We start from the raw sequence: 19,117 nt of genomic DNA, 5'->3' as shown, positions 1-19,117 counted from the left end.
GCACGCATCGCCCGCCCGTTCTCAAACGTTGGTCCAGTCACTTAAATCGCCAGCCCGCAGTCGAGAATTGATCTCCTGCAACTGATGCAAAGGGAGTGCTCCCAGAGGCTTCCCCTTTGCCTGCTCGGCCACTTGAGCTGCCAGGTTTTGCCGAAATGCCTGTATTTGTTGCGCGTCCAGATACTGAGCTTTTTCGCTTTTTTGGCCTTTAACACGCACGACTATATCGGCAGGCAATTCAAAGCCCTTGACCGCGCACCCCAGGCACAATGTGGCGAAATCACCCAGGCTACGCACCTCCACTTCTTTCAGCTTCCCACCATTCTCCGGACTTCCGGCAAGTGGGTGCTCGGTATCCTGATAAGAGTGCTGTGTGGTTTTCGAGCGTAATTTGATTTCATGCGTAGACAGGTTGTTGATTTTCTCGAAACCGAACACCAGTGGAACAATGGCTCCCTTGTTCAACAAACCCAGGTAAGGGGCCTTGCCATTTTCCAGAGAACGCTGCAGTTCACTCGCCGCCTGATGATAAAAGCGATTCAGCTCTTCACCCTGTAACTTCTTTACCTGCCCATCGACTCTCAACTCAATCGAGCCAGGTAACTTCAGTGAGTCCAGATGCTCGCCCAGTGGGGCATTGATGAATGGGAGCCCGCCTAATTTATTGATGTACCCGCCATGCAGTAAACGTTGCAGCCACGCAGCACCTTCGATATGCAGCGTCTCTGGGCTGCTCACTTCGATCGATGGCGCGAGTTCATTGGTGGAGAGCGATCTGCCGTTGTCCAGCGCATGCAGGATCACTTGCGCCATTCGGTGTTGCTGAGCGCGCGAGTAAGCATTGCTGGGATGCATCCCCTCACCTTTCGCATAGATTCTGGGCTTGCTGCGCAAGTCTGCACGAGTGGTTTCAGCGCTCGCACTTTCGCGCGTTCGATCAGAGAAAAACACCTTGCCTTCAAGAGACTGGGTTCCACCCTTTGCATCATTGACACCGCCCCTGAGCGCTCCCGACTGCAGGATTTCCAGCCCCCAGGGCGTTCCGTGCAGAGCCTCGGGCTTGGTATAGCCCAGTGGCGCAGTCGGGTTGAGTGACTGCAGTAATGCCATGCGCAGACTGGAACGGCTGCGCTCGTCGATATCACGCATAGTGTCGAGGACGTCCAGAGGCGAGTGCCCTTGTGCATCCAGTTTATTGGCGCGCGCGCCCTCATTGCGCAGCTGCGCTACGGCCTTGCTGTCGCGACTGACCACTGCAGCATGCAGCGCAGTGCCAGGCGATGGCGCTTGAGTTGCAGGCGAATGAGCGGGCGGGATGAAAGACGGAGAATTACGAATGGGGTTCATGGCGGGTCTCATGGCCTAAAACCCCTTGGTGGACCCGACGCAGACAGCGGTTCCAATACAGACAGGTCTCTGTCCGTCACTGAAGGGCGTCTTGCCGTTACGCCGACTCCACCGCCACCTCAATCATGCGTTGCCTTGGATCGGCGACGCATATACCGCACCAACGCCGCGAGAGTCACCAGTGCTACCACCGAAAGGAAGATTGGCAGGCGATACGGCTTCAGGTCACCAAGTAAATGCTGTAACGCCTCTCCGGCCCAATAGCCGGCGCAGACGAACAGGGTTGCCCAGACTGCCGCACTCAGCACATTGATAAGCGCGAAACGCCAAGGCGACAGGCCACTTGCACCTATTACCATGGGCCCTACCAGGCGCATGCCGTAGAGAAAGCGAACAGCGAATACCGAGGTCGTGGGGTAGCGCTGGATGAGCCCCTCGACCCGCCTAATGGCAGACTGGTGACGCTTGAGTCTGGGCAGCAGGCGCTCCCCGGAATAACGTCCGGTCCAGAATAACAACTGATCGCCGAGCATACCGCCCAACGTGGCCAAGCCGATTACTTGCAGCAATTGCAAAGTGCCCTGATGCGCAGCGATACCGCCAAGGATCAACACTGTTTCACCTTCCAACAGGCAGCCCAGGAAGATGACCCAATAGCCGTAGGCGGCGATCAGCGCGTTGAGGTCGAGATGTTCGAACATGGTCTTTCCTGTACGTCTGACATCACTTGAATCCAGGCTGAAAGGCCAGCGTCGTCACTTTCTTCCCACGAGGTACCGTACGCCATGCTCACCAAACACTTCCGAATGGGGCTCGTTACATTCCAGGTGAAAAATATCTCCTGAGTTGTAGGTGAAATCACTATCAGATTTATGGATGACGAGGCTACCGTGCAGAACCAGCGCCATCGCCTCAAAGTTGTGGGCATGCGAGTTCAGCGTTCCAAACGCTTCGCGCTCAACTTCAACAACGGTTCCAAACCCTTCGGCAGCCAGCAGTTGCAAAAAAGCCTCTTTTTCCATTTTTCACTTTTCCTGAATCTTTTGGATGGAGTAGCGAACCTGATCGACGGCTGGAATGGCGGCGCCGGGACAATTAATCACAGCGTTATAGATCACCTTGAGGGAGCAACATTCAATAAGTTTGCCAGCGCTTCCGGCCCTGCCTGCCGAGCACATTGGAGACCATCGCCTGGTGGCAGGGAGTTCCCGAAAAGCGCACACGCAAGCCTCGACTTCCAGCTGGTGAAAGGCCGGTGGTCTGACAATCAAGGGGGCGTGTGACCGCTTACCGACTCAGTTGCCTAGGCTCGCTTCGTATCCGGCTCGTTGAGGCACTGACTAATGACATCTCTTACGACGATGAATCTGAGGTCGAGGATCGGCTAACCGATGCCTTCGGCCAGGATGTGTTCGTACTGCGCAGATCAAATGCGCAGGTGCGTCAGTTCGACCAGTTGGGATTTCCGGAAGACACCTGCAACACGCCAACTGCCGTAAAGCGCGCTTTCTCCAAGCTGATCGCGCTTTGGAGGATCCATACTGGCTGCGCATCCTGTCAGCGACAACATAATCAGAAAGGATGAGCTGAAAGAAAATCGAGATCTCATAAATGGGATCCGTGATTTTGGTGAATGCGAATATCGAATCCTCGTGCTGAGCAACCCTTGGATCGACATCAGGCCGTGGCGGGCATTAGAACGACTTTTATGAGTTCGTGAAGTGGCTGTTGTCCAGAATAGCGTCGTCCTGGATAACGGCAGCCAGCAAGCCCAAAGGCGCGCCAGCCACCCTCACCACTGCTCAGAACCCCATCAATGTTCTGCCCAGCTACACCATATCTGGTGATTGGGTGAACGCGCTAGCCACACCCACCAGCGACACCTGCGCGGTTGGCGCAAAGATCATATCGTTGTTGCCCAGATCCTGGGTCCAGTCGTCGGTGAGGGCAATCTCAAACCGATGGCCCTGAGCGTCAGGTTCCACATCCTTGAGGTAGGTGCGGTCCAGATCCGCATTATAGGCCATCTTCAGTGTAGTGCCGGTACCGTCACCGAACCCTGTGTAACCCAGCGCCGACACATCTATCTTGTCGTTGTTGTTTGCGAACCGGACAATCAGGTCCACGAAACTCTGGCTGTCCGTGCGGTAGCTGTCAGTGGCTGCCGTGTAGCGGAATACGTCAGCGTCATTGATGCCATTACGGCCAGAGACCGAAAGGTTCGGGTCGTCGCCGCCGATCAGCAAGTCGGCGCCCGCGCCTCCGATGATCACATCCGAGCCTCTGCCGCCGTCGATACGGTCGTTGCCGGCCAGGCCATAGATGACTTCCGACATTGCGCTTCCCGTGATTACGTCCTTGCCAGCCGTTCCTTCGACGGTGGGGGCCGTGAACACCAGGTTGGTGCTGTTAAACTGCCCCGTCAGGTTGCCTTCGAACGCCAGTTCGAAGCGCTGTCCGTTGGCGTCGGCATCGAAGCTTTTCAGGTATGTGCGCGTGCCCTCAGCGTTGGCCTGGATGGCCAGCGTGCCGTTATGGCCATCGCCAATGCCGGTAAAGCCCAACGAAATCAGATCGACACGGTCCTGAGAGGCGTCGAAGTCCAGAATCCGGTCGCTGCCTGTTTCGGTAGCGGTACGGTAGCTGTCGCTGATCTGGGTGAAGCGGAAAATATCTGAGCCCGTCCCGCCTGCCAGCACGTCACGGCCACCCGCGCCTTGCAGCACATCGTCTCCGCCCAGGCCACGGATAATCTCGGCTGTGTCGTTGCCAATCAGGTGGTTGGCCTGGCTGGATCCGTCCACGTGGTATTGGCCGTCCTGGCTGCCGAAGGTGGTGTCCAAGCTGCCATCGGCGTTCAGTCGGGTGATCACGTCGCCGGCGATAAGGATTTTGCCATCCGGCTGAACGATTGCCGAGTGGGCATAGTTCTTCGCGCCTTGGGGCACCTGGATCGTCAGCTTGCCATCGTCACTAAAGGAGGTGTCGAACGAGCCATCCGCATTCAGCCGCAGTACGTTGAAGGCGTTATTGTCGTTACTCTCGCCGGCCACGATGATCTTGCCATCGGCTTGCACGGTTATCGCAGCCCGGTAGTCCAGCCCCAGCGCAGTATCAAAATACACCACACCGTCCACACCGAACGCGGTATCCAGGTTGCCGTCGGTTGCAAGTCGCTGAACGGCATAAACCGGATCGCCCGGGTCGTGGGGGCCGTCGGCGCCCACATACAGCCAACTGCCGAGCAATAAGCTGCCGTCGGTCTGCACAACGGTGGCGATATTACCGGTGCCGTAATGCCCCGTCGGGTTGAGGAGAAGTGCGCCGTTGGCACCGAAATCCTCGACCGGCGCCCCGGTGCTGTCCAGCTTGAACACGATCGCTTGGGACGTGCCGCGAAGGCTGACGTACACCGAGCCATCTGCTGTGGCGTAAATAGCCATTCCATCAGCGCCGATCGGTACATCAAGGCCAGCCGCGCCGCCTTTGCCGAAAGTGGTGTCCAGAGTGCCATCTACGTTGAAGCGTTCTACCTTCAAACCGCCCAGCCCTGGCTGTGCTGATAGCACTTTACCGTCGGCCTGCACCGCCATTACGTAGTAAGCATAATCTTCCGGGTCCAGGTTGCCGGGCACGAGGGCAATTCCCTCTTGGCCGAAGCTGTTGTCCAGGCTGCCGTCAGCGTTGAGGCGCACCGCCGTGTAGCTGCCGCGCGTACCATAGCTTTCATCGCCCGGCGAGCCAGGATAGCCAATGGCAGTCTGGAAGCTTTCGCCACCGACAAGGATTTTGCCGTCAGGCTGAAGGATGATGCTCCAGTTTGAATCGCCACCCGAGGATGGGTCGACCTGCACTGTTCCCGGGCCTGTTCGCACGGTGTAGTTGATGGTGGCCTTGCTATCGATTGACGCCATGACATTGTCCTTTAGGCATGGAACCCGAACGGATTGGGAAGGGGCTTGCACGGATCCTGTGGATCTGACCTTGGCAAGATGAATAAATGCGAACGGTTTAAGCTTTGCCGACAATCGCAGTGCGAGCATCGCTCAGTGCATATTTTAGAGAAGATTTGTCCATCTGATTGTTCCGAGCTATACGGCGGCCCACGATAAACCCTTGAGCCTGCGAACCGCTTTTTAGAAACAGTGCGTAAATCTGTAAATACCCCAGACTCTAAACAACTTGATCCGGCAGCCGTTATGTAGTGGTCTAATGATTCCGGACACTCATTTAGGCGAGAATATCGCCAGATAGAGGTGTCTGATGACCAAGCAACGCCGTACCTTTTCCGCTGAATTCAAACGCGAGGCCGCAGGCCTCGTGCTCGACCAAGGCTATAGCCATATCGAAGCCGCCCGTTCGCTTGGGGTGGTGGAATCTGCGCTGCGTCGCTGGGCGAGCCAGCTCCAGCAGGAGCGCAATGGCGTAATGCCTCAGAGCAAAGCCCTGACGCCCGAGCAGCAGAAAATTCAGAAGCTGGAAGCCAGGATCGCTCGTCTTGAGCGGGAGAAATCCATTTTAAAATCTATGGTCACCCCTTTTTTTGCAATGTCAGGTCATTTTGCTAGGCGCGGCGTGTGCGTGGGTTGTCGAGGTTAGCAAACCATTCGACCGCTGAGGGTACAGCCGCCAATTGCTGAAATTCGACGACGGTCAGCCTGCGTGGATCACCTGAGCTAATCTTCGTCACGTCCTGCATGTATAGCCCTATCATGCCTAATAAGTGATCGAAATCGAAATCATGGTCACAATGGCAACGCCATGAACGATGCCGCACACCATTTCTAAAAGTCGGTAGAAAGTGGTGATAACCTATTTTATCAACCTTTTTGTTACTGGTAACAAGTCTCACTCCGCAGTCAGGCACGAACCCAAAACGTCAAAAACAGATCGCTACGACAATCCACATGTTCTGTGCAATCCCAGAAATACGAAGTTATTGGGTTAAATTTCTATAAGATTCAGTAGCTTATAAGCACCTCAGGGAGAGTTTAGCTCAAGACCGTACGTGTCTAAAGCGGGATGACTTAATCAGAGAGCCTCCGCAAACAACTGTTCAGGGTGGCGTATTGCCACAAGCATTGATCTCAGGCTATGATTCAGACTTGAAAACATATCTGCGATTGAAGTGAAACGTCCTGCCGACGCAGAGTAGCAGTCTATGAATGCACGGCTTTTAATTCCGGCGGTATGTTTGTTTACGTTTTAGCATGCCTAAGGCCAGATATAAATGTAGTCGCCTTTTTTATAATAAAATTCAAGCATATAACCACAGGGAAGAACATGACAACTGCAGTTAAGGTTTTTGTTAGCTACAGCCACCTTGACAAGTCTTACTTAGATAGTTTCGAAAGATGCTTATCAAACATGAGGCGCCACAACGAAATATCTACCTGGACAGACAAAGATGTAACCGCAGGTGAAGAATGGAGAAACAAGATTGAAAGGAACCTTGAAGAAGCTGAGATCATTATATTACTAATCAGCCCTGACTTTATGCATTCTGGATATTGCTATGACGTAGAAATGGGCAAAGCGCTACAGCACCATAGAGAAAAGAAAGCCAAAGTTATACCTGTGTACATAAGAGCAACTGACGTGAAAGGCTCAATAATTGCTGAGCTTCAAGGTTTGCCTGAAGACAGGCGGCCTATTAACCAGTGGGACGACAAAGATGGCGCTTGGAAAAATGTGGTCGAAGGTTTACGCTTGTCGATAGCCGAATACCTGCAGGCCAAGCCAATGCACGTAGAGACAACTCCAAAGCGCTTCGAAAGTTCTTTTAGCGAAACGCATACGCTGTGGCTCGATGACACCGAAATAACGCTCACACACAGAGTCGCTGATATAGTAAGGCTGCGTGATATATTTATAGCCCCAGACCTAATTGTATCTAACAAAACCCTGAACAACAAAGTCAGGAAGAGCATAAACTCTGTCAACTTGCTCAAAGAGTCCAAACTTTCTTTAGTGATCGGCGAGGAACAAGCAGGGAAAACTTCGCTAGCAAAAGCAATTAGCTGGCAAACCCTAGAATTGGGATTGACGCCAATTTACATATGTGGCAGCGAGATAAGATCCGCCAATATCGAGGCACTAATTGAAAAGCGAAGCAGCGAACAACTTCAGCAAAAGACAAAATTAGAAACTGAAGACCTGAAAAGCTGCATACTGATAATTGACAACTTCCATCTGAACGGCCTGAACAAAAAGCATATTGAACAATTGCTCAAGAGCTTGAAATCGTCTTTTCATACAGTAGTTCTTTTTGCAACTGAAACATTCAGATATGTCATGCCGGATTTTGAAGAGCTCGAAGACTTCGATGTTTTTCAGATCAACGAGTTCGGCAACGTAAAGCGTTCTCAACTTATTGAAAAATGGGTCTTACTTGGAGTAGAAGAGTCTCTAAGTGAAAAGGACATGTACAGAGAATGTGATGAAATTGAAACAAAAATCAATTCCATTATACGAAAAAAGCTCCTACCCTCTAAACCGATATTCATCCTTTCCATCTTACAGATGCTCGAGGCATCTACCTCTCAGCGCTTGGACATGACATCGCACGGGCATTGCTATCAAAGCCTAGTTTATCAAGCTTTAGAGCGAATAGAGGTAAAACCTAAAGAAATTGATAAGTACATGAACGTTATGACCGAGCTGGCTTGGGCTCAATATTCTAACTCCGGCAAAGCTTTGTCGGTAGAAGAGCTTTCCAAATTTTACGATAATTATGCCCTCGAATACCTAAGCGTTGATAAAACAAAAATAACGGAAGACCTTCACAAAGCCAGCATTCTAGCCACACATGAAAACTGTGTATCCTTTAAATACCCATACATTTACTACTTTTTCGCCGCAAAGAAACTAGCAGACTCATTCACCAAAACTGATAGCATCAAGAAAGAAATAACGAAACTTCTGGAGGGGCTACATCGCGAAGACTACGCGAATATCATAATATTCATTACTCATCACACCAAGGAGAGGTGGATTTTAGACGAGATAGAAGTATGCCTAATGGAACTGTTCAGCGAGAATGACCCTGCGACGTTAAAAGCTCAAGACACCGCTTTTCTCGAAGAATTTTTGAGAGACATACCAGGCCTAGTAATCAAACAAAGAATAGTTCATCGAGAAAGAGAAAAACATCAACAGCTGCTTGACAGCTCAGAGGAAGACTTCAGCAATGAAGAACAGCATCATGAAGGGATCGATGCGAATGGCTTATTTGCAAAAATCAATAAGGTGTTCAAAGGTTCTGAGTTGATTGGTCAAATTGTTCGAAACCGGCATGCATCTCTGAGCAAAGCAGAACTGACTAGCCTACTGACCGAGGCATATTCGTGCGGACTAAGGTTTTTACAGTTTTTTATTGACATTTCGGACTTGGCAAAAGAAGGTGTAATTCTCACTATAGCTCAACAGATCCGGGAAAATCCGCAACAGACTGATCAGGATATTATAAAAGAAGCACGGGGGACATTCCTCCTTTACACCTATTCAGCTATTTACGCGATGATACGTAAAATCGCTAGTTCAACCGGATGCATCGAAGCTGAAGAAATCTATAAAGTGATCGAGAAACTATCTCCAACACCGGCGGTAAAACTAATCAACCAAGCTATTGAATTGAGCTTTCACAAGAGACTGAATTACGAGGTACTTGATACCTTAGCAAATGAATTCAAAGGAAATGTTGTCTGCGATCGAATACTAAAGGAAATCGTTATTCAGCACATTTACATGTTTCCGGTAGATTACAGAGACAAGCAGAAAATTTCGGCATGCTTAGACCTCCCCATGGACAAGCTCCAACTGCAGGACTTGGACAAAAATACAAAAATGCTGGGGGCAAAGAAATGATGTCGTCGGACACAGTTAACTATCCTCCTACACAGACTGAAGCTGGACGATACTCCAAATTATATCAAAATTCGCATTATGGATTGGTTGCTGTAAACTTGAGCTTGCTGGTTGCAAGTGCTGGCATCGACCTGCTCAATCTTGAAGCCATTGAATATCCTAAAACCTTGCTACTAATTCTGAGCTTAATAATATCTTTCACGATTAAAAAACTGAGACTAGATCAAAAATGGTACGCTTCGAGATCCTTATCTGAGTCAATTAAAACTTTAACATGGCGTTACACAATGGCCGTTCATCCATTTGAAGCGCCAAACTCTCATGTTCAGGAATTATTTGTCGCACGCATCCAAGAAGCTTGTGAACAAACCAACAAAATAATTGGCTTTCAGAAGTTCACTTTTGATACATCACAGCTCCCCCCACAGACTAGCAGTCTAAGTTCAAACTTGCAGAATAGAATCTCTCTCTATGCCAGACTTCGGCTTGGAAACCAGTCAAAGTGGTATAAAATCAAAGCCAGAAAACTGAAAAATATATCTGTCGCTTTTTTTTCCATTTTAGCGTTCAGCAACGTAGCTGCCATAACGCTTTCGATTCTCGATGAGTCAGGTATCTTTATCGGGAGCATTGCCACTGGTCTATTCGCGTCCCTAACAACTGCATTAATCGGCTGGATTGAAGCTAGAAGATATGGCGAGTTATCCGCTGCATACTCATTAACTTATAATGAAATAGAGCTATTGACACACTATCTCCATAGCATAAGTAAAACTTCCGAACTTAATGATTTCGTAGGGGAGGCAGAGTCTCTGTTTTCGAGGGAGCATACTCAATGGGCTGCGAAGCGTGGTTTGATCGAATTCGCAAAAATTTAGTCAATCGAGATCGGCTTGCCCGCTGGTTTCGCTTAAGCTTTTGATCGCTATAGAGCGATGTCCCGGTCTCCTCAGTCACGCTCCATTTCCTACGGAGTTTTCATCCTTCCACAACCCACTGCTACTCAGATAGGGTTTGATAAGGCGCATGACTTCTCAAGCAGGCAATGTTTCCCCTTTGAGTAAAACGACCTCATCGGAGTCCTTATGCGTTTGTATCTGTGCGAGAAGCCCAGCCAGGGTAAAGACATCGCCGCCGTACTCGGGGCCAAGACACGAGGTGACGGCTGCATCAAAGGCAATGGTGTGGCCGTGACCTGGGGAATTGGACACTTGCTGGAAACAGCTCCTCCCGATGCCTATGGAGAGCACCTGAAAAACTGGAGCCTGGACACACTTCCAATCCTGCCTGCGGAATGGAAAGTGCTAGTCAAGCCGAAAACCGCCAGCCAGTTCAAGATCGTCAAGCAGCTACTCAAGCAGGCCACCGAGCTCGTCATTGCGACAGACGCTGACCGCGAGGGCGAGATGATCGCGCGCGAACTGATCGAGTATTGTGGGTACTGGGGACCGATTCAAAGGCTATGGCTGTCTGCGCTCAATGAAGCATCCATCCGCCAGGCGCTCAACACCGTCAAACAAGGCTCTGAAACCTACCCGTTGTATCTCTCGGCGCTCGCTCCAGAGCGGACTGGCTCATCGGTATGAATTTTTCGCGGCTATTCACCCTGCTCGGCCGACAGGCCGGGTACACCGGTGTGCTCTCCGTGGGCCGTGTCCAAACACCGACCCTTCGCCTGGTGGTCGACCGCGACCGGGAGATCTCGAACTTCATACCCAAACCGTTCTGGAGTGTCGAGGTTCAGCTCTGTACGGCAGGACAATCGTTCTTGGCGAAATGGGTCGCCGATGAGTACGTGGTAGATGAGGAAGGCAGTTGCCTTGATCAAGCTGCTGCAACTGCTGCACTGGCCGCGCTGAAATGTAGTCAGGCTGCCTCAACAGTTTCTGTTGATACAAAGCGTGGCAAGGATCCAGCTCCGCTCCCGTTCGATCTGAGCACCCTGCAGGAGGTGTGCTCTGCAAAGCTTGGGATGGGTGTGCAAGAGACGCTGGACGTAGCACAGTCACTTTATGAAACTCACAAGGCGACGACCTACCCAAGGACCGATTGCGGGTACCTGCCGGAGAGCATGTTTGATGAAGTCCCCATGGTCCTCGATGCTCTAAACCGAACTGATCCATCTATCGGTAAGACGCTGCAACTGATCGACCCGGAGCAACGTTTGAGTTCGGCGAATTGGAGGATATTGCTCGCTGGATCAGGGAAAATGCTGCTGGCGAGATGGTTGTTCAGACTGCAGCCGAAGAAGACATAGGCACAATCAGCGAAGGCAAGGCATCTTTTCAATCGCCCAACGGCTGTTACAAGATCCCTTGGAGCAGTGGATCTGTAAAGTGAGTCGACGGTGCGGCGGATCCCTAAATGCCATCATCATGAGCGCTCGCCAGAGCATGTATTCAGTTTCAGTAGACGTGCAAGATAGCCGATAACAGCCACGCACTGCGTCAGGATGAAAAAATATGCGTGGCCTCCAGTAGCTCTGAAGCTGCACTCCGCCTTGCAATTTGACATCACGGCTTGCCGGCGCTATGTCTCGCGACAGACGGCTGCTTGTCTGGGTGGCATCGCGTTCAAACGGTATCGCCTGCCTTCAGCTTCGAAAGACTAGCCAGCTGCCTTACAGATCGTTGCCTCAATGCCGTGACGGAAGCCCAATCAGCTACCCACCTTAGGCCGGATATCTGCAAGGCAAAAAAAAACCTGGAAATCCGCATTTTCATGGGCCTTCCAGATTTTCGAAATGGTGGGTCGTGTGGGATTCGAACCTACGACCAATTGGTTAAAAGCCAACTGCTCTACCAACTGAGCTAACGACCCTCTGTTGTGTGGCGCGTATATTACTGATTTTTATGAGTAATTCAACACCTTTTTTTAAAAAACTTTAAAAATAGCGAGTCGGGTCTGCGATACCGGCGGCGGTAAAGCCCTCTGCGCGCAAACGGCAGCTGTCGCATTTGCCACAGGCACGACCCTGGTCGTCAGCCTGGTAGCAGGAAACCGTCAGCGAGTAATCGACTCCCAACGCAGTGCCAGCCTTGACGATGTCCGACTTGCTCAGATTCTGCAGCGGCGCCCTGATGGTGAAGCCCTGCCCTTCCACACCGGCCTTGGTAGCCAGATTGGCCATGCGCTCGAATGACTCGACAAACTCGGGACGGCAATCCGGATAACCCGAGTAATCCACGGCATTGACGCCAATGAAGATATCCCGCGCGCCCAGGACCTCTGCCCAGCCCAGGGCGAGCGACAGGAAGACGGTGTTGCGTGCCGGTACGTAGGTGACCGGAATGCCTTCAGAAGGCGACTCAGGCACGGCAATCGAGCTGTCGGTCAATGCCGAGCCACCTATACCGTTGAGGTTCAGGCCGATGACCTTGTGCTCCACGGCACCGAGATCACCGGCAACGCGTGCAGCGGCATCCAGCTCGGCGCGATGACGCTGGCCGTAATCGAAGCTCATGGTGTAACAGGTGTAACCCTCGGCGCGTGCCATGGCTACGACGGTCGCAGAGTCCAAACCACCAGACAGGAGGATCACGGCTCTTTTTTCAGTCTTGGTCAATTCACTCATATCAGCGCCCCGGCTCGTCATCCCAAAGAATTTTATGCAACTGCATCTGCAGGCGTACCGGCAGGTTATCAGCCACGATCCAGTCCGCCAGATCACGGCCCTTGAGCTCGTGGTGGCTGGCCGAGAACAGAACTTCGCCCGCACGACGATCAAGACCGTACTGAATCAGCTTGGAAACGGCCCAGTCATAATCCTCGCGCGAACAGATCACGAATTTAACTTGATCATTGGCCGTCAGCAGTTCCATGTTCTCGTAGCGATTACGCGAGACTTCTTTTGACCCTGGGGTCTTGAGGTCTACTACGCGACTGACACGAGGGTCCACCGCCGAGATATCCAGAGCACCACTGGTCTCCAGAGACACTTCATAGCCTGCATCGCAAAGACGCTTCAGCAACGGAATGGCATTGGGCTGGGCGAGAGGTTCGCCACCGGTGACGCAGACATAACGAGGGCGATAGGAGGCCACTTGTCCAAGGATGTCGTCCAGCTTCTGAATGGTGCCGCCACTGAACGCGTAGGCACTGTCGCAGTACTGACAGCGCAACGGGCAGCCGGTAAGGCGTACGAATACGGTGGGCAGGCCAGCCGTACGGGTTTCACCCTGCAACGAGTGAAAGATTTCGGTGATGCGTAATGTGTCTTGCATATCAGCCACGGGCGTAACAGCTAAACAGGCCGTCCGCCTCCGTCAGGCACTTCAAGGGACTCGACAATCGCGGAATCCAGAAAAGCGTAAGGTGTACCGGAATTTCGGGTGCGAGATTCTAACGAAAAAAGCCGCGACTAGCGCGGCTTTCTTGATCAGCGGGTCAGGACATCAAAGGCGCTGGAGATCCCGTTGCGCCAATTGTGCAGCTGAAGTGCCCGGATACTGGGCAACGACCTGCTGCAATATGCCTTTTACCTTATCGGTGTGACCCAGACGGCGTTCGACATCAGCCAGCTTGTAGAGCGAATCAGGCACCTTGGCATGCTTCGGATACTGCTGACTGACTTTGGCGAACGCCTGACCAGCGCCCTGAAGGTCGCCTTTGGCCAGATTTACTTCACCCAGCCAGTATTGGGCGTTGCCCGCATACGAGCTGTTGGGGTATTTGCGCAGGAAAGCGGTGAAGGCCTGACTGGCCTTGTCGAAATCCTTTGCCTTGATCAAATCGAATGCCGCTTCGTAATAAAGCTTTTCCTTCGCCGGATCAGGAGGCTCGGTGCCTGCTGCCGGTGCCTGCTGAGCCGCTGAGGCCGAAGGCGTCCCGCCGGCGTCGATAGCGCCACCAGCAGGTTGGGAATTATTGGTAGCCGGAGCGGCTGCGCCACTGGCTATACGTTGATCGAGTTCCTGATAACGCTCCAGAGCTTCCTGCTTCATGCGCTGGATATCATTTTGCTGGACCTCGACAACACCGCGCAAACGCGCGATTTCGTCCTGCATTTGCTGCAGCTGCATGAACAGCTGACCTTGTGCCGAGGCAGGGGCCGTAACCCCTCCCCCGGCATAGGCGCCGGACGTGCCATAACCCGCTGGCGGATAACTGCTGCTGCCAGAGCCAGAATTGTTATCGACCACAGGTGCCGCACCCAACGCTGAAAGCGGAAGGGCGAGGGCCAAAACGGTTAGAGCACGTCGGCACGTTCGCATGTCAAATTACTTACGCAGTTCGACGCGACGGTTTTGGGCCCAGGACTGCTCGTCGTTGCCGGTAGCAACTGGACGCTCTTCGCCGTAGGAAACCAGTTCCAGCTGAGCTGGGGAAACACCTTGCAGTACCAGGTAGCGCTGAACGGCTTTCGCACGACGCTCGCCCAGTGCCATGTTGTACTCGCGAGTACCACGTTCGTCGGTGTTGCCTTCCAGAACAACGCGAGCGCCGTTAGCTTTCAGGTCTTTGGCGTGCACGTCCAGGGAGCGCATGGCTTCTGGCTTCAGGTCCGAACTGTCGTATTCGAAGTAGAAGGTGGTGATTGCGCGCAGAGCAGCTTCTTCGCTCAGAGAGCCGTCAACAGCACCCGAGTTGGCGCCGTAACCAGCGTTAGGATCAACAGCAGCACCGCCTGCACCGGCATTGTCGCCGCCTTTGGACGAGCAACCTACAGCTACGGCCATGGCCAGAGCCAGCGCAGCAAATTTACCAAACTTCAGCATTTCCATCTTGAAACTCCTAATGAACCCCAGTGTGTTAAGCAAATCGTGTAGCGCCGCGTCAGTTCAGGTAAGGGGACCAGGAAGGTTCTCTGACTTCGCCTTGAGCGGTAGGAAGCGGGAGCCTTACGCGTCCATTAATGGACACGAGCATCAAGACTCCCCGGCCCTGCTGGCGGGTGGCGTAGATTACCATGGTGCCGTTGGGCGCAACAGTAGGCGACTCATCAAGGTTGCTATCTGTGAGGATTTTTACGCTACCGCGGGCCAAATCCTGCACTGCCACCTTGAAATTAGTGAAGCCGTCCTGCCGGTGAATCATTACCAGCGTCTTTTCATCGGCTGACAATTTCGGGTTGGCGTTGTAGTTACCCACGAACGTCACGCGTTCGGCACCGCCGCCATTGATATTGGTCTTGTAGATCTGTGGCTTGCCGCCACGGTCCGACGTGAAGTATAGCGTAGACCCGTCCTTACCGAAGAAAGGTTCAGTATCAATCGAAGAATCGTTGGTGACGCGGCTCAATTGACGCGACGCCAGATTGATTACATAGATCTCCGGGTTGCCGTCCTTGGACAGCACGAACGCCAGCTTGCTGCCATCCGGCGACCAGGCAGGCGCACCGTTCAGGCCTTCGAAGTTGGTGATCTGTTCGCGACGACCGGTATCGATGTGCTGAACAAAGATGCGTGGACGCTTCTGTTCGAACGAGACATAGGCAATACGCTTGCCATCCGGCGCGAAACGCGGCGACAGGATTGGCTCACGGGATTGCAACAGGGTTACCGCACGAGCACCGTCGTAATCCGAACGCTGCAGGGTGTAACGCGTGTTATTTTCAGAGAAGCGTTCGGCCGTCACGTAGAGCATACGAGTGGAAAACGCACCCTTGATACCGGTGAGTTTCTCGAACGACTGGTCGGCAATGTAATGCGCCATGTCACGCAGCTGGTCATTGGTACCCGATACGTTGCCGGTCAGTACCTGCTGCTCGGTAGCGACGTTGAACAGTGCGTACTGGATCTGCAGACGTCCGCCGGCAGGCGTGATGTTGCCGACCATGACGTACTGGGCACCCAGCGCTTTCCAGTCACGGAAAATGACTTCGCTGGCCTGGGTCGGCAAGCTGATCATGTTCTGCTTCGGGATCGGCGCGTAGTAGCCGGAGTTGCGCAGATCGTTGCTTATGATTTCGGCCATGTCTTCAGGCAGAACGTTACCGCCCTGCCATCCGAAAGGCACAACAGCGATGGGCGCTGCACGGTCACTGCCGCTGGTGACCAGAATGTTCTTTTCTTCTGCCGACACCATTGCGGATGCGAAACAGAGAACGACCAGCAGTCCTCGAAAAAGGTTGATCACAAGGCTAGATCTCCAGGTGTGAATGTCATCTTGAATGAACGATAGGGCGCGAAGTCAGCCGGCTTCAGACCCTGCATTTCTGTCAAACGTCCAATGTTCTTCACCGCAGCAACCGCAGAGCTGTCAAACGGTCCGTCACCACTGGATTTGGCAATCGATACAGAGGCAATCGTACCGTCGGGCAACATCCCGATCTGCAACGTTACCGACATGTTGTTACGTGCCGATGGTGGACGACTCCAGCCTTCGGAAGCCCTGACACGAATCAGGTCATCGAAACTGCCAGCCGTTTCATCGCCCCGCTCGTCAGCCAAAGCCTGTTGCCGCTCCGGTTTGTCGGAGAGCAAATCGGCCAATGCCTGCGCCTTCTTGTCTTCAGCGGATTTACGGGCTGCTTCCTGCGCCTTCTTGGCGGAATCGGCAGCGGCTTTTTTCTTCGCGTCCTCGGCAGCCTTTTTCTTGGCGTCTTCTGCGGCCTTTTTCTTGGCCTCATCAGCAGCCTGTTTCTTGGCTTCCTCGGCAGCAGCTTTCTTGGCGTCTTCTTCGGCTTTTTTCTTCGCCTCTTCTTCGGCCTTTTTCTTGGCTATATCAGCCTGCTGCTTCTCTTCAAGCTTTTTGGCGTCGGCAACCTTCTTGGCTTCATCGGCTTTCTTGGCATCGTCAGCCTTTTTGGCCTCCTCTGCTTTCTGTTCGGCCTTTTTGGCTTCGTCGGCAGCTTTCTGCTCTTCGGCTTTTTGAGCAGCCTCTTCTTTCTTTTGTTCCGCAGCTTTTACAGCTTCCTGTTTTTGCTGCTCGATCTTTTTCTGCTCCAGCTGTTCGACTTCGGTTTGTCGCGCAGCGGTTTTCTTCGCCTCACCGGCAATCTTCTGGTTGGTCTGGGTAGTGGCCTGGCTCTTGGACTTGAGCTGATAGAGCGTTGCCTGAACGATAGGCTTGGCTTCGGGCAGATCCGGAGTCATGGCAAAGCTGACGAACAGCATGCCAAAGATCAGAATATGCAATGCCACGGCCCAGACACTGGGCCAGAAGTAGCTTTCCGAGGCGGACGGCTCTCGAATCGGCTGCATCAGGGTGCCTCGGTAATCAAGCCAACATTCCCGACCCCAGCCTTCTGCAGCCCGCCCATCGTGCCCATGACCGAGCCGTAATCGACGGTCTTGTCACCACGAATGAAAACCTGCGTCTGCTTGCCTGCATCACGACCGGCAGCGACGATCTTGGTCACTGCGGCAGTCAGCTGTGGCAGGGTCATTGCCTTGTCCATCTGCTTGTCGGTATCGACTTCGCTGCCAAGGTTCCAGTAATAGGTCTTGTCAGCCTTGATCGAAATGGTCAGGACCTGATTGTTGTTGTCTTGCGGCAAAGCCTCGCTGGAGACCTTGGGCAAGTCGACTTTCACGCCCTGGTTGATCATGGGAGCCGTCACCATGAAAATCACGAGCAACACCAGCATCACGTCGATGTAGGGCACTACGTTCATTTCGGCGACCGGCTTGCGTTTTCTGCGACGATCTCGAGCGATTAAAGCCATGGGGAATTACCTGCTCACTCTTCGCTGGTGTGCACTTTACGGTGCAGGATGGCCTGGAACTCGTCAGCGAACGTGTAGTAACGGCTGATCAAGGTCTCACTGCGCGCGGCGAAACGGTTATAGGCAATAACGGCCGGAATGGCTGCAAACAGGCCGATGGCCGTTGCAATCAGTGCTTCGGCAATGCCCGGTGCCACGGTCGCCAGCGTTGCCTGCTGCGCCGTCGCCAGACCGCGGAAGGAGTTCATGATCCCCCAGACAGTACCGAACAGACCGACATAAGGGCTGGTAGAACCCACGGTCGCCAGATATGGCAGACCCGCTTCGAGCTTCTCTTCCTCGCGGGAGATGGCAACACGCATGGCGCGCGCCACACCTTCCATGACCGCATCAGGATCGACGCCGGACTGCTGACGCAGGCGCGAAAACTCCTTGAAACCGGCACGGAAGATCTGCTCGACGCCCGAGTCCGGATCGGGATTGCTGCCCGCCTGACGGTACAGTTTGGACAGATCGATACCCGACCAGAAACGCTCTTCAAAGCTGTCCAGTGCACGTCGGCCTGCGCGCAGCATGTTGCTGCGCTGAAAAATCACGATCCACGAAGTGACCGAAGCAGCTACCAGAATCAGCATTACCAACTGAACAACAATGCTGGCATTGCTGACCAAACTCCACATGGAGGAATGGTCGACGACGTTAGCTTCCACGCTTTATCTCCTGCTCTGAATGTATGCCCGCGCCGCCCTGGTCGGCAAAGGCCGCTCGCAGAGCTTCGGGAATGGCCCGGGGTTTAAAACTATCGGCGCGTACACACGCCACCAGGAACTGCCCTTCACAGAGCAGCGTTGCATCCGACGCCCGCCTGATCTGCTGTTTAAAGCGCAGGCTGACGCGATTCAATTCGGTTACTTCCGCACTGACGAGCAACTCGTCATCCAGCCGCGCCGGCTTGTGATAACGAGCCTCACTGGAGTGCACGACAAATAAAAGGTTTTCCTGCGCCAGTTCGGATTGGGCAAAGCCCAATTCCCGTAGCCGCTCGGTACGAGCCCGCTCCATGAATTTCAGATAATTGACGTAGTAGACGATGCCGCCGGCATCGGTGTCCTCGTAATAAACGCGACAGCGATGTGCGAACGACTGAACCCCGTTTTGCGCGCGCATACTCTAGAGCTTACTCCTCAGGTTGCCAATCGGGTCAGGCAACTGTTTTTCAACCTTTTGCCACTTAGTTACAGGTATCGGCGGCAGGACTGGCAATGTGACCACAGAGACCGCAAATAAATTGCAAGC

15 protein-coding genes, 1 tRNA gene and 4 pseudogenes are annotated in these 19,117 nt (G+C 53.1%); 5 read left to right on the top strand and 15 right to left on the bottom strand.

What is annotated here, in order from left to right:
* Positions 1–21: 21 nt before the first annotated feature.
* The 3 genes from LCH65_RS09685 to LCH65_RS09675 all read right to left on the bottom strand — a co-directional run bounded on the left by LCH65_RS09685 (position 22) and on the right by LCH65_RS09675 (position 2,369).
* Positions 22–1,347 (bottom strand): hypothetical protein, encoded by a 1,326-nt coding sequence (locus LCH65_RS09685; RefSeq protein WP_060708791.1) that lies wholly within the window; start codon positions 1,345–1,347, stop codon positions 22–24.
* Between the two features lie 119 nt (positions 1,348–1,466).
* Positions 1,467–2,048, bottom strand: a complete 582-nt coding sequence (locus LCH65_RS09680) for a DedA family protein (protein ID WP_003368249.1) — start codon at positions 2,046–2,048, stop codon at positions 1,467–1,469.
* Positions 2,049–2,102: 54 nt separating this feature from the next.
* Entirely contained in the window at positions 2,103–2,369 is a 267-nt protein-coding gene (locus tag LCH65_RS09675) for a cupin (protein ID WP_226439306.1), read from the bottom strand.
* A 359-nt stretch (positions 2,370–2,728) separates the two neighbouring features.
* Here LCH65_RS09675 and LCH65_RS09670 point away from each other — a divergent pair.
* Positions 2,729–2,821 (top strand): annotated as a pseudogene (locus tag LCH65_RS09670) (twitching motility protein PilT); the annotation flags it as partial.
* A gap of 355 nt (positions 2,822–3,176) precedes the next feature.
* Here the strand turns inward: LCH65_RS09670 and LCH65_RS09665 are convergent.
* Positions 3,177–5,261 carry a hypothetical protein gene (locus LCH65_RS09665; RefSeq protein WP_003430838.1) on the bottom strand — a complete coding sequence of 695 codons (2,085 nt, stop codon included), beginning with the start codon at positions 5,259–5,261 and terminating at the stop codon, positions 3,177–3,179.
* Between the two features lie 349 nt (positions 5,262–5,610).
* Between LCH65_RS09665 and LCH65_RS09660 the strand changes: the two are divergent.
* Positions 5,611–5,871 (top strand): annotated as a pseudogene (locus tag LCH65_RS09660) (transposase); the annotation flags it as partial.
* 43 nt (positions 5,872–5,914) lie between these two features.
* On the opposite strand, the pseudogene LCH65_RS09655 reads toward LCH65_RS09660, so the two are convergent.
* A pseudogene (locus LCH65_RS09655) lies at positions 5,915–6,046 on the bottom strand (integrase); the annotation flags it as partial.
* A 584-nt stretch (positions 6,047–6,630) separates the two neighbouring features.
* On the opposite strand from LCH65_RS09655, the gene LCH65_RS09650 reads away from it, so the two are divergent.
* The 3 genes and pseudogenes from LCH65_RS09650 to LCH65_RS09640 form a co-directional block, all read left to right on the top strand.
* On the top strand, positions 6,631–9,213 hold the full coding sequence (locus LCH65_RS09650) for a TIR domain-containing protein (protein WP_164989714.1): 2,583 nt from the start codon (positions 6,631–6,633) through the stop codon (positions 9,211–9,213).
* A complete protein-coding gene (locus tag LCH65_RS09645) occupies positions 9,135–10,091 on the top strand; it encodes a DUF4231 domain-containing protein (RefSeq protein ID WP_080348745.1) in 957 nt (318 codons plus the stop codon). The genes LCH65_RS09650 and LCH65_RS09645 overlap by 79 nt, the downstream gene beginning before the upstream one ends.
* A gap of 207 nt (positions 10,092–10,298) precedes the next feature.
* Positions 10,299–11,377 (top strand): annotated as a pseudogene (locus LCH65_RS09640) (DNA topoisomerase); the annotation flags it as partial.
* 580 nt (positions 11,378–11,957) lie between these two features.
* On the opposite strand, the gene LCH65_RS09635 reads toward LCH65_RS09640, so the two are convergent.
* The 10 genes from LCH65_RS09635 to ybgC all read right to left on the bottom strand — a co-directional run bounded on the left by LCH65_RS09635 (position 11,958) and on the right by ybgC (position 18,988).
* Positions 11,958–12,033: transfer RNA gene (locus LCH65_RS09635), tRNA-Lys, on the bottom strand.
* A gap of 64 nt (positions 12,034–12,097) precedes the next feature.
* Positions 12,098–12,787 carry a 7-cyano-7-deazaguanine synthase QueC gene (queC, locus tag LCH65_RS09630; protein WP_003364714.1) on the bottom strand — a complete coding sequence of 230 codons (690 nt, stop codon included), beginning with the start codon at positions 12,785–12,787 and terminating at the stop codon, positions 12,098–12,100.
* 1 nt (position 12,788) lies between these two features.
* Entirely contained in the window at positions 12,789–13,436 is a 648-nt protein-coding gene (gene queE / locus LCH65_RS09625; RefSeq protein ID WP_226439305.1) for a 7-carboxy-7-deazaguanine synthase QueE, read from the bottom strand.
* A 171-nt stretch (positions 13,437–13,607) separates the two neighbouring features.
* A complete protein-coding gene (gene ybgF, locus LCH65_RS09620) occupies positions 13,608–14,426 on the bottom strand; it encodes a tol-pal system protein YbgF (RefSeq protein WP_004418664.1) in 819 nt (272 codons plus the stop codon).
* A 6-nt stretch (positions 14,427–14,432) separates the two neighbouring features.
* On the bottom strand, positions 14,433–14,936 hold the full coding sequence (pal, locus tag LCH65_RS09615) for a peptidoglycan-associated lipoprotein Pal (protein WP_003314369.1): 504 nt from the start codon (positions 14,934–14,936) through the stop codon (positions 14,433–14,435).
* A gap of 52 nt (positions 14,937–14,988) precedes the next feature.
* Positions 14,989–16,239: a Tol-Pal system beta propeller repeat protein TolB gene (tolB, locus tag LCH65_RS09610; RefSeq protein WP_210434907.1), complete on the bottom strand. Its 1,251-nt coding sequence runs from the start codon at positions 16,237–16,239 to the stop codon at positions 14,989–14,991.
* A 47-nt stretch (positions 16,240–16,286) separates the two neighbouring features.
* Positions 16,287–17,357 (bottom strand): cell envelope integrity protein TolA, encoded by a 1,071-nt coding sequence (tolA, locus tag LCH65_RS09605; RefSeq protein ID WP_003364724.1) that lies wholly within the window; start codon positions 17,355–17,357, stop codon positions 16,287–16,289.
* Positions 17,357–17,812 (bottom strand): protein TolR, encoded by a 456-nt coding sequence (gene tolR, locus LCH65_RS09600; protein ID WP_161420636.1) that lies wholly within the window; start codon positions 17,810–17,812, stop codon positions 17,357–17,359. Before tolR ends, tolA begins: the two co-directional genes overlap by 1 nt.
* Positions 17,813–17,835: 23 nt before the next feature.
* On the bottom strand, positions 17,836–18,531 hold the full coding sequence (tolQ, locus tag LCH65_RS09595; protein WP_002554655.1) for a protein TolQ: 696 nt from the start codon (positions 18,529–18,531) through the stop codon (positions 17,836–17,838).
* Entirely contained in the window at positions 18,521–18,988 is a 468-nt protein-coding gene (ybgC, locus tag LCH65_RS09590; RefSeq protein WP_003314364.1) for a tol-pal system-associated acyl-CoA thioesterase, read from the bottom strand. Before ybgC ends, tolQ begins: the two co-directional genes overlap by 11 nt.
* Between the last annotated feature and the right edge of the window lie 129 nt (positions 18,989–19,117).

Origin of the sequence: Pseudomonas sp. MWU16-30316 (assembly GCF_020515645.1) — a bacterium.
GTDB classification, from domain to species: Bacteria; Pseudomonadota; Gammaproteobacteria; order Pseudomonadales; family Pseudomonadaceae; genus Aquipseudomonas; species Aquipseudomonas cerasi.
This window is presented reverse-complemented; position numbering and strand designations above follow the sequence as displayed.

Bases quoted from the DNA above. Each gene is read 5' to 3' on its own strand.
- LCH65_RS09645 (WP_080348745.1), top strand. From the start codon at position 9,135: ATGCTTAGACCTCCCCATGGACAAGCTCCAACTGCAGGACTTGGACAA.
- LCH65_RS09680 (WP_003368249.1), bottom strand. From the start codon at position 2,048: ATGTTCGAACATCTCGACCTCAACGCGCTGATCGCCGCCTACGGCTAT.
- tolB (WP_210434907.1), bottom strand. From the start codon at position 16,239: ATGGTGTCGGCAGAAGAAAAGAACATTCTGGTCACCAGCGGCAGTGAC.
- ybgC (WP_003314364.1), bottom strand. From the start codon at position 18,988: ATGCGCGCGCAAAACGGGGTTCAGTCGTTCGCACATCGCTGTCGCGTT.
- LCH65_RS09650 (WP_164989714.1), top strand. From the start codon at position 6,631: ATGACAACTGCAGTTAAGGTTTTTGTTAGCTACAGCCACCTTGACAAG.
- ybgF (WP_004418664.1), bottom strand. From the start codon at position 14,426: ATGCGAACGTGCCGACGTGCTCTAACCGTTTTGGCCCTCGCCCTTCCG.
- LCH65_RS09675 (WP_226439306.1), bottom strand. From the start codon at position 2,369: ATGGAAAAAGAGGCTTTTTTGCAACTGCTGGCTGCCGAAGGGTTTGGA.
- queC (WP_003364714.1), bottom strand. From the start codon at position 12,787: ATGAGTGAATTGACCAAGACTGAAAAAAGAGCCGTGATCCTCCTGTCT.
- LCH65_RS09665 (WP_003430838.1), bottom strand. From the start codon at position 5,261: ATGGCGTCAATCGATAGCAAGGCCACCATCAACTACACCGTGCGAACA.
- pal (WP_003314369.1), bottom strand. From the start codon at position 14,936: ATGGAAATGCTGAAGTTTGGTAAATTTGCTGCGCTGGCTCTGGCCATG.
- queE (WP_226439305.1), bottom strand. From the start codon at position 13,436: ATGCAAGACACATTACGCATCACCGAAATCTTTCACTCGTTGCAGGGT.
- tolA (WP_003364724.1), bottom strand. From the start codon at position 17,357: ATGCAGCCGATTCGAGAGCCGTCCGCCTCGGAAAGCTACTTCTGGCCC.
- LCH65_RS09685 (WP_060708791.1), bottom strand. From the start codon at position 1,347: ATGAACCCCATTCGTAATTCTCCGTCTTTCATCCCGCCCGCTCATTCG.